The organism is Ornithinimicrobium pulveris, assembly GCF_050261105.1.
Taxonomy (GTDB): domain Bacteria; phylum Actinomycetota; class Actinomycetes; order Actinomycetales; family Dermatophilaceae; genus Ornithinicoccus.
Genome location: NZ_CP189837.1, coordinates 2105485 through 2120789 on the forward strand (window position 1 = coordinate 2105485; position 15305 = coordinate 2120789).

The following is a 15305-nucleotide window of genomic DNA, read 5'->3' on the forward strand; positions in this document are numbered from 1 at the left end:
TCGACCGTTCGAGGAAACCCAGTGCGCGTCCACAACTTCTCCGCAGGCCCCGCCACCATGCCGCTCGAGGTGCTCGAGCGCGCCCGGGATGAGATGACCGACTGGCGTGGGTCCGGGATGTCGGTGATGGAAATGTCCCACCGCAGCAAGGAGTTCGTCGGGATCGCCGCCGAGGCCGAGGCTCGCCTGCGCTCGCTGCTGCAGGTGCCGGACGACTACGCCGTCCTGTTCCTCCAGGGCGGGGCGACCGGCCAGTTCGCCGGCATCCCCCTCAACCTCACCGCGCCCGGCGCGGCGGCCGCCTACGTCAACACCGGCGCGTGGAGCGCCAAGGCGATCGGCGAGGCCAAGAAGTATGTCGACGTCCGCGTGATCGCTGATGAGAAGGACTCCAACTACGCCAGCGTGCCCGCGGAGGGGACGCTGGAGGTCCCCGGCGATGCGGCATACCTGCACTACACGCTGAACGAGACCATCGGCGGCGTCGAGTTCCCCTACGTGCCCGATGCTGGCGAGGTGCCGCTCGTCACCGACGCAAGCTCCACCATCCTGTCCCGGCCCCTGGACGTGACCCGCTTCGGCGTGATCTACGCCGGCGCGCAGAAGAACCTCGGGCCCTCCGGCATCACCGTGGTGATCGTCCGCCGCGACCTGCTCAACCGGGCTCGCGAAGACGTCCCGGGCGCGCTCGACTGGTCGGCGATGGCGCAGGCCGACTCGATGCTCAACACGCCCCCGACCCTGGCGTGGTACCTCGTCGGCCTGGTCCTGGAGTGGGTCGAGCAGCAGGGCGGGCTGACCGAGATGGGCCGCCGCAACCAGGCCAAGGCCGACCTCCTGTATGGCGCGATCGACGGCTCGGACTTCTACTCCAACCCTGTCGAGCCGGCCGCCCGGTCCTGGATGAACGTCCCCTTCCTGGTGCCCGACCCCGCCCTGGAGAAGCCCTTCGTGGCCGCCGCCGCCGAGGCCGGGCTCTCGGGGCTGGGCGGACACCGTAGCGTCGGCGGGATGCGCGCGAGCATCTACAACGCCATGCCGATCGAGGGCGTGCAGGCCCTCGTCGACTTCATGACCGACTTCGAGAAGCAGAACGGCTGAGCACCCGATGAGCAACGGCACCTACCCGATCAAGACCCTCAACGCGATCTCCCCGATCGGCCTGCAGCGGCTGGACCGCGACGTCTTCGACATCGGCACCGAGATCGAGAACCCGCGGGGCATCCTGGTGCGGTCCGCGGACCTGCACTCGATGGAGATCCCCGACAGCCTGTATGCCGTAGCGCGCGCGGGTGCGGGCACCAACAACATCCCGATCGAGGAGATGGCTGCCCGCGGGATCCCGGTCTTCAATACCCCCGGCGCCAACGCGAACGCGGTCAAGGAGCTGGTGATCGCCGGCATGCTGCTCGCGGCTCGCAACCTCTACCACGCGGCGGAGTACACCCGCGACCTCGTGGTCGAACAGGGCCTGAGCGGTAAGGAGCTGGATGTCCAGGTGGAGGCCGGCAAGAAGAAGTACGCCGGCTTCGAGCTGCCCGGCCGCACGCTCGGGGTGGTCGGCCTGGGTGCGATCGGCGTCCTGGTGGCCAATGCGGCCCAGTCGTTGGGCCTTCGGGTGCTGGGCTATGACCCCGCCGTCACGGTCAAGGCCGCCTGGCAGCTCTCCCCCAACGTCGAGCAGGTGACCAGCGTCGAGGAACTCTTCTCCCGGTCGGACCTGGTGACCCTGCACGTGCCGCTGATCGAGGCCACCAAGGGCCTGGTCGACGCCGACCGGCTCGCGCTGATGCCGGCCGGTGGCGTGCTGCTGAACTTCGCCCGCGGCGGCGTGGTGGATGAGTCCGCCGTGCTGGAATCGCTGGACTCGGGCCACCTCGCGGCCTACGTCAATGACTTCCCCACCGAGGCCGGGGCCGTGCACCCCAAGGTCATCGCGCTGCCCCACCTGGGTGCCTCCACCGGTGAGGCCGAGGACAACTGCGCGATGATGGCCGTCGACCAGCTCTCGGACTACCTGCTCAACGGCAACATCCGCAATGCGGTCAACTTCCCGGAGGTCGTGATGACCCGCACCCCGGGCACCACGCGCCTGGGCATCTTCAACCAGAACAAGCCCAACATGATCGGCCAGATCACCGCGGTGCTCGCCGATGCGGGACTGAACGTCAGCGACTTCACCAACAAGTCGCGCGGCGACGTGGCCTACACCCTCGTCGACGTGGAGGGCGAGGTCCGGGATGACCTGAAGGAGCAGATCCTAGGGATCGACGGCGTCTTGCGGGCCCGCAAGATCTGAGCGGGTTCAACTGCCGTCGGCGACGTCACCCTCGGCTACCTGGGCCAGCCGGTCGATCGAGGCCTGCAGCATCCGGGAGGTCGTGCCCTTGGCCCGCTCCATGCGCGCCGGATCGGTGAGCTTGCTCCAGTCGTAGATGTGCGTGACCAGGGTGCTCCCCTCGTCCAGGGGCTCCAGCTCCCAGCGCCACAGGTGACCCGCCGGTCCCGCCCCTGGTGAGCCGGGCTGCCAGGCGATGAGGCGCCCCTCCTCGAACTCGCTGACCAGGTTCTCGCGTGTCTTGCCGTTGGTGAGGTTCATCGTGAACACCTCCCCGACGGCTCGCACGCGCTGCCCCTGGGGTGCCTGATCGAGGTTGTCGTTGCCATCCCACTCAGGCTGTCGCGCGGGGTCGGCGATCAGCTCGAAGATCTGCTCGGCGGGAGCTGCGATCTCCCGCTCGGCCCGGACCACCTGCTCGGCCCGGACCATCTGCTCATCGGTCGTGCTCTCGCGCTGGTGCTGGTCCGCGTTCTGGTCCTCGTCCATGCTCCTCATCCAAGCACCCCCATGCCTTCTGCGGATGAGGAGGTGCGGGTGGGTCAGGAGCGCAGGACGGTCAGCGGCAGCAAGGTCTTGCCGGTGGGGCCGATCTGGATCTCGGTGTCTAGCTGGGGGCAGACTCCGCAGTCGAAGCACGGGGTCCAGCGGCAGTCCTCGACCTCACGCTCATCGAGCGCGTCCAGCCAGTCCTCCCACAGCCACTCCTTGTCCAGGCCGGAGTCGATGTGGTCCCAGGGCAGCACCTCGTGCTCGCCCCGCTCACGGGTGGTGTACCAGGCGACGTCCACCCCGGTGCCCTCGAGGCCACGCTCTGCCGCGGCCATCCAGCCCTCGTAGGAGAAGTGCTCGGACCAGCCGTCGAACCGGCCACCGGCACGCCATACCTCCTCGATGACCTGGCCCAGGCGACGATCACCGCGGGACAGCAACCCTTCGACGATGCCGGGCTGGCCGTCGTGATAGCGGAAGCCGATCGCCGAGCCGTAGCGGCGGTCCGAACGCACCGCCTCGCGCAACTTGGCCAACCGGGCGTCGGTCTCCTCCGCCCCGAGCTGGGCGGCCCACTGGAACGGGGTGTGCGGCTTGGGCACGAACCCGCCGATCGACACGGTGCACCGGATGTCCCGGCGCCCGGAGACCTCACGGCCGGTGTCGATGACCTTCTTGGCCAGGTCGGCGATCGCCAGCACGTCCTCGTCGGTCTCCGTCGGCAACCCACACATGAAGTAGAGCTTGACCTGTCGCCAGCCCGCGGCATACGCGGCCGTCACGGTCCGGATCAGGTCCTCCTCGGTGACCATCTTGTTGATCACCTTGCGCATCCGCTCCGACCCTCCCTCAGGCGCGAAGGTGAGCCCGGAGCGTCGGCCGTTGCGGGTGAGCTCATTGGCCAGGTCGATGTTGAAGGCGTCGACCCGGGTCGAGGGCAGCGACAGCCCGGTCTGCGTCCCCTCGTAGCGGTCGGCCAGTCCCTTGGTGATCTCGGCGATCTCGGAGTGGTCGGCCGAGGACAGCGAGAGCAGACCGACCTCGTCCAGGCCGGTCGAACACAGCCCCTGCTCGACCATCTCGCCGATGCCGGTGATCGAGCGCTCGCGCACCGGGCGGGTGATCATCCCCGCCTGGCAGAACCGGCACCCGCGGGTGCAGCCGCGGAAGATCTCCACGCTCATCCGCTCGTGCACCGACTCGGTGATCGGCACCAGGGGCGTCTTCGGGTAGGGCCAGGCATCCAGATCCATCACCGTGTGCTTGGAGACCCGCCAGGGCACCCCGTGCAGCTCGGGCTTCGGGGCGACCCGCTGGATGCGGCCATCTGGCAGGTAGGAGACGTCATAGAAGGCCGGCACGTAGACACCACCGGTGCGGGCCAGCTCGAGCAGCAGACCCTCGCGACCATCGGGCCGACCAGCGGCCTTCCAGGCGTTGATGATCCGCGAGGTGTGCAGCACGGCTTCCTCGCCGTCGCCGACGATGGCGGCGTCGATGAAGTCGGCGACCGGCTCAGGGTTGAAACTGGCGTGGCCACCGACCAGCACGATCGGGTGCTCCTCGCCACGATCCGTGCTGTGCAGCGGGATCCCGGCGAGGTCGAGCGCGGTGAGCATGTTGGTGTAGCCCAGCTCGGTGGAGAAGCTGATCCCCAGCACGTCGAAGTCGCCCACAGCGCGGTGGGCGTCCACGGTGAACTGCGGAACCCCGTGCTCACGCATCAGGTCCTCGAGATCCGGCCACACGGCATACGTCCGCTCGGCCAGCACATCGGGCTGCTCGTTGAGGACTTCGTAGAGGATCATCACGCCCTGGTTGGGCAGCCCGACCTCGTAGGCGTCGGGATACATCAGCGCCCAGCGCGCCGTCGTCTCCCCGCCGCAGTCCCAGTCCTTGACCTGGGAGTTCAGCTCGCCGCCGATGTACTGCACCGGCTTAGCCACCTGCTCCAGCAAGGGCTCGAGGTCGCCGAGCAGTGACTCACCGGGAGCGCGAACGGAGGCGGACGGGAGCGCAGACATGCCTTCTAGGGTAAGGAGAAGCCGCTTCCGGCGGAAACCGTGACGTCCGGCCGGTGTCGGTCCTCCCTACTCGGGCCGGAAGGACACGACCTCCGGCAGGTCGCCCCTGGCCACGCCAGGGAGCACCTGCGGCCGACCCTCAGCGCGCTGCACGCGGGTGGCCCACTCGGCCCGATCGTTCCGCTCAAAGCCCCGCACCTGCGACCACGGGACCTCCACCTGCCCCAGGGCCTCCCGCAGCACGATGCCCTCGGAGCTGACCTTGGTCCAGCCCATGAGCGCGCGACACAGGACGGCCACCGAACCGGTCAGGACCAGCGCGAGGGCTGCCGGGACGAGGTAGACCGCCCCGTAACCGTTCCGAAAAGCCAGGAGACAGACGACTGCGAGCGCCAGACCGAGGACGACCCCGAACCCCATGGCGGCGATGGCTACTGTGTTGCCAGGCCGGTCAAGAACCCGGAAGGTGCGGCTCCCCTCCGCATCGCCATCACCGGCCCCTTCCACGGGAGGCACCGGGTCCACCGGACGCCAGCTGATCCGCCAACTCTTGCCTGATTCTGTTCCCCTCGACATGGCCCGACCTTAGGCCACGCCGTGGGACAGTGACCCCGTGAGCAGCAGCGTCGGGCCCCGCACCTCCCCCGTGACACCGTCGAACAGAACGCGCACGGCACGGCCGACGCGGACCCGCTGGCGACGCTGGGTCGCGGTCCTCCTCCTCAGCCTGCTCACGCTCGCGCTGGCAGCAGTGCTGGCGATCGGCTGGTACTTCTCCGGGCAGGCACTCACGGTGACCACGGCTGGCCAGTCCACCGTCACCGTCGAGGCCGACGGGCCCGATCGCGTCTGGCTGGAACGGGAGGGGTATGCCGCGTATGTCGGCGAGCACGGGCTCCGCTCCGCCGAGGCCGACGCATGGTTGCTCGCGGGTGGCACGCTCGGCGCCGAGGACGCGCCGGTGGTCGGGATCGTCGGCGAGATCCTCGACGACTCCGGTGAGCGGGTGCTCCGGTCCTACGAGTCGATCTCTGGCCAGTTGCCGGAGGGACCGGTGGAGATGGTGATGGCCCAGGACGTCTACTGGCCCGATCCCTCCGCGCTCGACCTGCCCTTCGAGGAGGTGGAGCTGACCGGTGAGCTCGGCCCGCTGCCGTCCTGGGTGGTGCCCGCCACCGGCGACAGCGTCGACGGTGCGGCCGGCGGGAGCGAGGACACCTGGGCGATCTTCGTGCACGGTCGCGGCGGCAGCCGGGAGGAGGCGCTGCGCTATCTGCCCACGCTGCGCGATGCGGGCCTGACCACGCTGGCGATCAGTTATCGCAACGACCCGGAGGCACCGCCGGACCCGAACGGCCGCTACGGCCTGGGCGAGACCGAGTGGCGCGACGTCGAGTCGGCCCTGACGTATGCGCGCGAGCAGGGCGCGGACCAGGTGCTGCTGCTCGGCTGGTCGATGGGGGCGGCGATCTCGCTGCAGACCCTGGACCGCTCACCTGAGGCAGAGCTCGTGACCGGGCTCTGGCTGGACGCGCCGGTGATCGACTGGCGGGACACCTTCTACGCCCAGGGCGAGCTCAACGGTCTGCCTCGCCCCCTCACCTGGGTCGCCCAGCAGCTCATCCAGGCTCGCGGCGACCTGCGGCTCGCCGACTTCGACTGGGTGGCGCGAGCCGACGAGCTGCCGGGGCTGCCGATCCACATCGAGCACTCCGACGGCGACACCTTCGTGCCCAATGGGCCCTCGAAGGCGCTCGCGGAGAAGCGGCCGGACATCGTCACCCTCAACACCGACAGCGGCGCCGAGCACACCCGGACCTGGAATGCCGACCCCGAGGGGTATGACGCGAGGCTCGCCGAGTGGTTGACCGAACGCGCGAGCGGCTGACCGACCGCGAGGTCGATCAGCCGCTCGGGTGGGACCGGGGTGCTCAGGCGTCCTGGTAGAACTTGTCGAGCTCGTCCTTGTACTTCTCGGTGACCTTGCGTCGCTTGAGCTTCATGCTGGGCGTCAGGTCGCCGTCCTCGATCGACAGGTCGTGGTCGAGGATGTGGAACTGCTTGACCTGCTCGTGCCGCGAGAGCTTCTGGTTGAGCTCATCGACATAGCCCTGGACCATCTCCCGGGCCTTGTCCGAAGTCACAATCTGGGCGTAGGAGTCCCCGGCCATGCCGTTCTTGGCACCCCATGCGGTAATCGCGTCGGGGTCCAGGGTGATCAGGGCGGAGACGAAGTTGCGACCGTCGCCCTCGACCACCAGCTGGCTGGCGTAGGGGCAGATGCTCTTGAACAGCGACTCGATGCGTGAGGGCGCGACGTACTTTCCGCCGGAGGTCTTGAACAGGTCCTTCTTGCGGTCGGTGATCCGCACGTGGCCGGTCTCGTCGATCTCGGCGATGTCACCGGTGTGCAGCCAGCCGTCCTGCAGGCTCTCGCCGGTGGCGTCGTCGTTTTGGTGGTAACCGGTCATGATCCCGGGGCCGCGCATGAGCAGCTCCCCGTCCTCGGCGACCTTGACCTCGGTGCCCGGCAGCGGCCAGCCGACCGAGCCGATCTTGTTGCCGCCGGCCGAGGGCCGGTTCACGATCGACGCGGCGCTGGACTCGGTCAGACCGTAACCCTCGATGATGGTTAGCCCCATCGCGTGGAACCACTTCTGCACGTCCTGGTTCAGCGCGGCGGAGCCGGAGATGAAGAACCGGATCCGGCCTCCGAAACGCTCCCGGATCTTGGAGAGCACCAGCTTGTCGGCCAGGTTGTACTTCAGCGCCAGCATCCCGCCCGGCTCACCACCGGCGGCGCGGACGTCCGCGACCTCCTTGCCGACCCCGCTTGCCCAGCCGAAGAGCTTGGCCTTCACGCCGCCCTCGTCGGCCATCATCGTGGTGATCTTGCCGTAGGCCTTCTCGAAGATGCGCGGGGCAGCACCCATGAAGGTGGGCTTGACGACCGCAAGGTTCTCCACGATCTTCTCCACCCGGCCGTCGACCGCGGTGGCGAAGCCCATCTGCAGCGGCAGCACGAGCAGCACCTTGCCCAAGACGTGCGCCAGCGGCAGCCAGAGGTACTGGATGTCGTCCTCGGAGAGGATGTTCACCGCGTCGACCGCAGCACCTTCGTAGGTCCACGCCGAGTGCGGCAGGCGGACCCCCTTGGGGCGACCGGTGGTGCCCGAGGTGTAGATGATCGTGGCCAGGTGGTCAGGGGTCAGCCCGTCGATCCGCTCATCCACCACACCCGGCTCGCTGGCCAGGCGGTCACGGCCCAGCTGCTCCAGGTCGGCCAGGGTGATCACGTCCTCGCCGTCACCAACGCCATCGATGACCACGATCTTGGTCACGCCGCCGAGCTGGTCGCGGTGCTGCAGCACCTTGTCGACCTGCTCCTGGTCCTCGGCCACGATGACGCGGCTGTCGGAGTCGGTGATGATGAAGGCGACGTCATCGGGCAGCGTGGTGGGGTAGATCGTGGTGGTCGCCGCACCGGCGCACATCACCGCCAGGTCCACCAGCGCCCACTCCAGGCGGGTGGAGGAGGCCAGCGCGACGCGTTCCTCGGGCTGCACCCCCAGCTCGATCAGCCCCGCGGCCAGCGCGTAGGCGCGGTCCTTGGTCTGGGACCAGCTCAGGGCGGGCCACTCGTCGCCGTCCGGGTAGAGGAAGGCATCCCGGTCGGGGCTCTTGGCCACCCGTTCGCGGAACAGGTGTCCCACGCTGGGCGAGCGGTCCTCGATGAGGCTCAGGTCGACCTTCTCTTCGGTCACGGAACGGGCCATCGTCAACTCCTTCGTCGGCGCCTGCGTCCCCAGCATCCTCTCAGACGGTCGGTGAAGGACCAACTACCGGCGTCGGTGCTGCGCGCAGGACACCAGCCCGATCGCCAGCCAGCAGGCGAGCATCGAGGAGCCTCCGTAGGACAGGAAGGGCAGCGGCAACCCGGTCACCGGCATCAGCCCCACATTCATCCCGATGTTCTCGAAGATCTGAAAACCCAGCCAGGCTCCGACCCCGACGGCGACCAAGCGGCCGAAGGGATCCTCGCAGCGCAGGCCCACCACGAAGGCCCTCAGCACCAAGAAGCCCAGCAGCAGCACCAACCCGGCCGCCCCGAGGAAGCCCAGCTCCTCCCCCGCCACCGAGAAGATGAAGTCGGTGTACTGGAAGGGGATGAAGCCGCCCTGGGTCTGCGGCCCCTCCCCCAGCCCGGTCCCGGTCCAGCCCCCCGAACCGATGGCCAGCCGGACCTGCCGCGTCTGGTAGCCGATCCCCTCCGGGTCCAGCCCCGGGTCGCGGAAGGCCAGGATGCGGTCGACCTGGTACTGGTCCAGCAGCGGCACGGAGAGGGCCGCCGTGACCGCAGCCGCCGTGCCGCCGAGCGCGGCGACCGTCCACCACCGCGAGGCGCCGCTGGCGGCGACCACGGCGATCGTCAGCATCCCGAAGACGAGGGCGCTGCCGAGGTCGGGCTGCAGCAGGATCAACCCGATCGGGACGGCCGCCAGCAACCAGGCCGGGATGACATCACGCCAGGTGGGCGGGCGGAGCGGGTCCCGGCCTTCGGCCAGGATCATGGCCAGCCCGATCACCACCCCGATCTTGGCCAGCTCCGCAGGCTGCAAGGAGAAGCCCCCCGGGAGGAACAGCCAGGAGCGCGAGCCGTTGATGGTCTGGCCGAGCGGGGTGAGGACGAGGACCAGCCCGACCAGGCCCGCCCCATAGATCCACGGGGCCACCGCGCGCAGCCACCGGACGTCCACGGCGACGAGCGCCAACGCCAGCCCCAGACCGATCCCGGCGTTCACCAGATGCCGTACGACGAGGGCTATCCCCGCCCACTCCCGGGTCGCCGACCAGATGAGCAGGGCGCCGATCAAGGAGAGGCCGAGCGCCGCGACGAACAGACCCCAGTCGGTCCGGGCGTAGCGTTCGACCAGCTGGCGCGAGGGCATACCGGGACCTGGATCTGGGTCGGTCAGCGCGCCAGCAGCGCGCGCGCCCGGTCCACGTCGGCGCCCATCTGCTCCATCAGCGCCTCGATCGACTCGAACTTGACGTTGCCGCGCAGCCGCTCGACGAAGTCCACCCAGACCGTCTCGCCGTAGAGGTCGAGGTCGGTGCGGTCGAGCACGTAGGCCTCGACGGTGCGTCGGACGACATCGTCGAAGGTCGGGTTGGTCCCGACCGAGATCGCCGCGGGCAGGCGGCGGTCGGGGTGATCGGCGGCCAGGCCGGGACGCTCCAGCCAGCCGGCGTAGACACCGTCGGCCGGGACCAGCCCTTCGCTGTCCGGGGCCAGGTTCGCGGTCGGGTAGCCGAGCTCACGCCCCCGGTGATGACCGTGCACCACCTCGCCGGAGACCCTGTGCAGCCGGTCGAGGATGTCGGTCGCGGTGGGGATGTCGCCCTCGGCAAGGGCACCCCGCAGGGCCGTCGAGGACCACGCCCGCTGTCCCTCCTCGAGCTCGCCCACGGTGCCCTGCACGACGACCTCGAAGCCGTGGGCCTGGCCGAGTTCCTGCATGGTGGCGATGTCGCCGCTGTTGTGCAGCCCGAAGCGGGTGTCCTGGCCGACCACGACGACCTGGCTGCGCAGCCCCTCCACGAAGGTCTGCACGACGAAGTCCTCCGGGGTGAGCTGGGCGTACTCACGGGTGAACTCGATCACCACCACCCCCTCCAGGCCGGCCTCCTCCAGCAGCGCCAGCCGGTGCTCGAGGCCGACGATCTCCTCCGGGGCGCGCTCCGGGTGCAGCACGGCGACCGGGTGCGGGTCGAAGGTCACGGCGACCGGACGCAGGCCACGCTCGCGCGCCAGATCTGTGACGGTCGCCAGGACGGCGCGGTGGCCCCGGTGCACGCCGTCGAAGTTGCCGAGGGTGGCGACGGTCGGGCCGAGATCGGCGGGGACGTCGTCCAGGTGGGTCCAGCGGAGCACGCGCGTCACTCTACTTCGACGTCGCGGGGGCGAGGACCACCAGACTGCGCGCCTGCTCCCGGGACTCGTCGAGGACCGCGACCAGGGTGCCGTCCGGCCCGAAGGCGGCAACCGGCTCCCCCCGCCCCGGCTCGGCCGAGGCGATGCGCTGCCCGTACCCCAGGGCCCGGGCCTGCGGCTCGGTCAGCTCGCGCGCAGGCAGCGCGGCGCGGGCCGCGTCCGCCAACGGGATGAGGTATGCCGCAGCCCCGGTCGTCTCAATCTGCTCCAGGGTGGCGGCGTGCTCCAGGCCGACCTCGCCCACGCGGGTGCGCCGCAGGGCGGTCAGGTGACCGCCGACGCCGAGCGTCTCGCCCAGGTCGCGGGCCAGGGCCCGGACGTAGGTGCCCGAAGACACCTCGACCTCGACGTCCAGGTCGACCACGGTGGTGGACCGGTCGCCCTCCTGGAGGCCGGCCGTGCGGGTGGCCAGGACCTGGAACCGGGAGACGGTCACCGGGCGGGCAGCGAGCCGAACCTCCTCGCCCCCTCGGACCCGGGCGTAGGAACGCTGGCCATCGATCTTGATCGCGCTGACGGCGCTGGGGACCTGCTGGATGTCGCCGGTGAGACCGGCCACGGCCTCGGCGAGCTGCGCCTCAGTGAGGTGGGCGGCGTCAGCACCACCGGTGATCTCGCCCTCGGCGTCATCGGTCAGGGTGCTCTGGCCGAGCCGGATGCTGGCGGTGTAGCCCTTGTCGTGCCCGACCAGAAAGGTCAGCAGCTTGGTCCCCTTGTTGACCCCCAGGACGAGCACCCCGGTCGCCATCGGGTCCAAGGTGCCGGCGTGACCCACCCGGCGAGTACGGCACAGCCGGCGGGCTCGACCGACCACGTCGTGGCTGGTCCAGCCCGCCGGCTTGTCCACGACGATCAGGCCGTCGCCGACCGGGGTCTCAGCGGTCATCCGCCGCCGGGTCGTCCGCGTCGCTGTGAGTGTCGTTCTCGACGTCTGCATCAGCGGCCTCGGCGGCCCGCGGCTTGCGGTAGGGATCCGCCTCGCCGGCATATCCGCCCGCGGCCCGCGCAGCGGCGAGCTCGGCGTCCCGGGCGGCCACCTTGGCCAGCAGGTCATCGAGGTGCTGGGCGTCCTCCGGGAGCGCGTCCAGGATGAACTCGAGGCTGGGGGTCAACCGGATGCCCAGGCCCTTGCCGACGAAGCTGCGCAGCCGGCCGCGGTACTCCTCCAGGATCTCCGCGGCCACCTGACGGTCCTCGTCACCACCGAGGACGGTGTAGAAGACGCTGGCGTGCTGGCTGTCGCCGGTCACGCGGACGTCGGTGATGGTGATGAAGCCCTTGCGCTCGTCCTTGACGACCGTGGACAGGCCTTGGGTGACGAGCTGCTTGATGCGCTCGGCGATCCTGCGTCCACGTGCCTGGTCGGTCATGACGTCCTCCTGCTGAAGAAATCGGATGGCTGGGGGGGACGGCCCGCACCGCTGCGGGAGCGGTGCGGGCCGGATGAGCACGAGGCTCAGCTGCGCGGGATCTCGCGCATCTCGTAGGTGGTGATGAGGTCATCGACCTGGATGTCGTTGAACGAGCCGAGGTTGATACCGCACTCGTAGCCCTCGCGGACCTCGGTGACATCGTCCTTGAAGCGCCGCAGACCGGCGACCTCGAGGTTCTCGGTGATGACGACCCCGTCGCGGGTGATCCGCGCCTTGGCGCCACGGCGGATCTCGCCGCTGCGCACGAGCGAACCCGCGACATTGCCGAACTTGGAGCTGCGGAAGATCTCGCGGATCTCCGCCGAACCGGTCTCGACCTCTTCGAACTCGGGCTTGAGCATGCCCTTGAGCGCGTTCTCGATGTCCTCGATCGCCTGGTAGATCACGCTGTAGTAGCGGATCTCGACGCCTTCCTTGTCGGCGTAGTCGGCGTTCTGACCCTCGGCCCGGACGTTGTAGCCCAGGATGATCGCGTCGGAGGCGACCGCGAGGTTGATGTTGTTCATCGTGATCGCACCGACGCCGCGGTCGATGATCCGCAGGTCGACCTCGTCGCCGACGTCGATCTGCAGCAGCGCGTCCTCCAGCGCCTCGACCGAACCGGACACATCGCCCTTGAGGATGAGGTTGAGGGTCTCGACCTTGCCCTGGGCGAGAGCCTGGTTGAGGTCCTCCAGGCTGATCCGCTTGCGGGACTTGGCCAGCGCGGCCTGCCGGTCGGCAGCCTCACGCTTCTCGGCGATCTGACGGGCGGTGCGGTCGTCCGGAGCCACCACGAAGGTGTCACCGGCGCGCGCCACGGTGTCCATACCGAGCACCTGCACCGGACGGGACGGGGTCGCCTCGTCGACGTTCACGCCGTGCTCGTCGAGCATGGCGCGGACGCGGCCGTGGCTGGCCCCGCTGACGATCGCGTCGCCGACCCGCAGGGTGCCCTGCTGGACCAGGACGGTCGCTACGGCGCCGCGACCCTTGTCCAGGTTGGCCTCGATGGCGACACCACGAGCGTCCTTGTCGGGGTTGGCCCGCAGGTCCAGCGCAGCATCCGCGGTGAGCAGGACGGCGTCGAGCAGCTGGTCGATGTTCTGGCCCTGCTTGGCCGAGACGTCGACGAACATGGTCTCGCCGCCGTACTCCTCGGCGATCAGGTTGTACTCGGTCAGCTGCTGCCGGATCTTGGCCGGGTTGGCGCCGTCGACATCGATCTTGTTGACCGCGACCACGATCGGCACGTCGGCCGCCTGGGCGTGGTTCAGCGCCTCGATCGTCTGCGGCATGACGCCGTCATCGGCCGCGACCACCAGGATGGCGATGTCGGTCACCTTGGCACCGCGGGCTCGCATGGCGGTGAACGCCTCGTGACCCGGGGTGTCGATGAAGGTAATGGCCCGCTCCTGGCCGTCGTGCTCGGTGTGCACCTGGTAGGCGCCGATGTGCTGGGTGATGCCACCGGCCTCACCGGAGCCCACCTCGGACTCACGAATGGCGTCCAGCAACCGGGTTTTACCGTGGTCGACGTGACCCATGACGGTCACGACCGGCGGACGGGGCTGCAGGTCCTCGTCGGACTCGGCCTCGGCCTCGGCCTCCAGGTCGATGTTGAAGGAGCTGAGCAGCTCGCGCTCCTCCTCCTCCGGGGACACGACGCGGATGTCGTAGCCAAGCTCGGAGCCCAGGACGCCGAAGGTGTCCTCGTCCAGCGACTGCGTCGCGGTGGCCATCTCGCCCAGATGGAAGAGCACGGTCACCAGCGATGCCGGGTCGACGTTGATCTTGTCTGCGAAGTCGGTCAGCGAGGCGCCACGGCGGACGGTGATCGTCTGCCCGTTGCCGCGGGGGACGTTGACGCCGCCGATGGCGGGCGCCTGCATCTGCTCGAACTCCTGGCGCTTGGCCCGCTTGGACTTGCGGCCACGGACCTTTCCGCCGCCTCGTCCGAACGCGCCCTGGGTGCCGCCACGACCGCGCGGACCACCGCCACGGCCACCGGGGCCACCGCGGAAACCGCCCGGACCACCGGGACCACCGCCGGGGCCGCCTCCGGGACCACCCGGGCGACCACGCCCGCCGGGACGAGCCGGACGCTCACCGGGACGCGGCACCGCCGCGCGCTCGGGCATCATGCCCGGGTTCGGGCGCGGGCCACCGGGACGGGGACCGCCCGGACGCGGACCGCCGGGACGCGGGCCACCCTGGCCGGGGGCACCGCCACGGGTGCCGCCAGGACGGGGCATACCCTGCGCCGACGCGAACGGGTTGTTACCCGGACGCGGCGCTCCGCCGCGCTCCCCGCGGTCGCCGCCGCGGTCGCCACGGTCACCGCGCTCGGCACGGTCGCTGCGCCGCTCCCGGCCCATCCCCTGGCTGGAGGAGAACGGGTTGTTGCCCGGGCGCGGGCCCGGCTTGGCACCGGGACGGGGCGCGCGGGGGCCGGGGGTGGACTCCGCAGCCGGAGCCTCGGGCGTCGCGGACGGAGCCGCCGGGCCCGGGCGTGGCCCGGGCGTGCCGGTCGCTGCCGGAGCCTCGGTCGACGGGGCCGACTCGGGGCTCGCGGGGGCAGGGCTGTCCTCGGCCGCTGCGCTCGGCGCCTGGGCCACGCTGGCGCTCTCGTCAGCAGCCTTGCGGTCGGACGGCGTGCTCTCGGACGGCGTGCTCTCAGACGCGGTGGTGTCGGTGGTGCCACCCGGCTTGGGGCCGGGCGCGCCAGGCTTGGGGCCACCCGGCTTCGGGGCAGCCTTCTTGGCGGGAGCGTCCTTCTTCTCCGACGCCGGCTTCGCGGCGGCGGGCGGGTTCTCCCTGATCTTGCGGACGACCGGGGGCTCGATGGTCGACGACGCCGACCGGACGAACTCTCCCTGGTCCTTGAGGTGGGCGAGCAGTTCCTTGCTCTCGACCCCGAGCTCCTTGGCGAGCTCATAGACCCTGAGTTTGGCCACGGTGTGGTGTTCTCCTTGGTGTTGCGCCACGACCGGGCCCTCCTCGGGGCACAGCCGTGACTAGTGCTGGTGGGTGCTCATCGCTGA

Annotated in this window: 12 protein-coding genes; 3 read left to right on the forward strand and 9 right to left on the reverse strand. The window is 70.0% G+C overall.

What is annotated here, in order from left to right:
* Window positions 1-21 precede the first annotated feature (21 nt).
* Both serC and ACQBAT_RS09795 read left to right on the forward strand, forming a co-directional pair.
* A complete protein-coding gene (gene serC / locus ACQBAT_RS09790) occupies window positions 22-1101 on the forward strand; it encodes a 3-phosphoserine/phosphohydroxythreonine transaminase (RefSeq protein ID WP_420746450.1) in 1080 nt (359 codons plus the stop codon).
* 7 nt (window positions 1102-1108) lie between these two features.
* Window positions 1109-2299 carry a phosphoglycerate dehydrogenase gene (locus ACQBAT_RS09795; protein ID WP_420746451.1) on the forward strand — a complete coding sequence of 397 codons (1191 nt, stop codon included), beginning with the start codon at window positions 1109-1111 and terminating at the stop codon, window positions 2297-2299.
* A 6-nt stretch (window positions 2300-2305) separates the two neighbouring features.
* Here ACQBAT_RS09795 and ACQBAT_RS09800 read toward each other — a convergent pair whose 3' ends face one another.
* From ACQBAT_RS09800 to ACQBAT_RS09810, 3 genes are all read right to left on the reverse strand, one after another.
* Window positions 2306-2836: an SRPBCC family protein gene (locus tag ACQBAT_RS09800; RefSeq protein WP_420746452.1), complete on the reverse strand. Its 531-nt coding sequence runs from the start codon at window positions 2834-2836 to the stop codon at window positions 2306-2308.
* A gap of 44 nt (window positions 2837-2880) precedes the next feature.
* Window positions 2881-4854 (reverse strand): TIGR03960 family B12-binding radical SAM protein, encoded by a 1974-nt coding sequence (locus ACQBAT_RS09805; protein ID WP_420746453.1) that lies wholly within the window; start codon window positions 4852-4854, stop codon window positions 2881-2883.
* Window positions 4855-4920: 66 nt separating this feature from the next.
* Window positions 4921-5430 carry a PH domain-containing protein gene (locus ACQBAT_RS09810; RefSeq protein ID WP_420746454.1) on the reverse strand — a complete coding sequence of 170 codons (510 nt, stop codon included), beginning with the start codon at window positions 5428-5430 and terminating at the stop codon, window positions 4921-4923.
* Between the two features lie 37 nt (window positions 5431-5467).
* Here ACQBAT_RS09810 and ACQBAT_RS09815 point away from each other — a divergent pair, with 37 nt between their 5' ends.
* Window positions 5468-6742 carry an alpha/beta hydrolase family protein gene (locus ACQBAT_RS09815; protein ID WP_420746455.1) on the forward strand — a complete coding sequence of 425 codons (1275 nt, stop codon included), beginning with the start codon at window positions 5468-5470 and terminating at the stop codon, window positions 6740-6742.
* Window positions 6743-6785: 43 nt separating this feature from the next.
* On the opposite strand, the gene ACQBAT_RS09820 is transcribed toward ACQBAT_RS09815, so the two are convergent.
* The 6 genes from ACQBAT_RS09820 to infB all read right to left on the reverse strand — a co-directional run bounded on the left by ACQBAT_RS09820 (window position 6786) and on the right by infB (window position 15218).
* Window positions 6786-8630, reverse strand: a complete 1845-nt coding sequence (locus ACQBAT_RS09820) for an AMP-dependent synthetase/ligase (RefSeq protein WP_420746456.1) — start codon at window positions 8628-8630, stop codon at window positions 6786-6788.
* Window positions 8631-8693: 63 nt separating this feature from the next.
* On the reverse strand, window positions 8694-9803 hold the full coding sequence (rodA, locus tag ACQBAT_RS09825) for a rod shape-determining protein RodA (protein WP_420746457.1): 1110 nt from the start codon (window positions 9801-9803) through the stop codon (window positions 8694-8696).
* A gap of 23 nt (window positions 9804-9826) precedes the next feature.
* Window positions 9827-10789, reverse strand: coding sequence for a bifunctional riboflavin kinase/FAD synthetase (locus ACQBAT_RS09830; protein WP_420746458.1), 963 nt, complete (start codon window positions 10787-10789; stop codon window positions 9827-9829).
* A gap of 10 nt (window positions 10790-10799) precedes the next feature.
* Window positions 10800-11735, reverse strand: a complete 936-nt coding sequence (gene truB / locus ACQBAT_RS09835; RefSeq protein WP_420746459.1) for a tRNA pseudouridine(55) synthase TruB — start codon at window positions 11733-11735, stop codon at window positions 10800-10802.
* Complete coding sequence (gene rbfA / locus ACQBAT_RS09840; RefSeq protein ID WP_420746460.1) at window positions 11725-12219, reverse strand: 30S ribosome-binding factor RbfA; 495 nt, start codon at window positions 12217-12219, stop codon at window positions 11725-11727. The genes truB and rbfA overlap by 11 nt, the downstream gene beginning before the upstream one ends.
* A gap of 86 nt (window positions 12220-12305) precedes the next feature.
* Window positions 12306-15218 carry a translation initiation factor IF-2 gene (infB, locus tag ACQBAT_RS09845; RefSeq protein ID WP_420746461.1) on the reverse strand — a complete coding sequence of 971 codons (2913 nt, stop codon included), beginning with the start codon at window positions 15216-15218 and terminating at the stop codon, window positions 12306-12308.
* Between the last annotated feature and the right edge of the window lie 87 nt (window positions 15219-15305).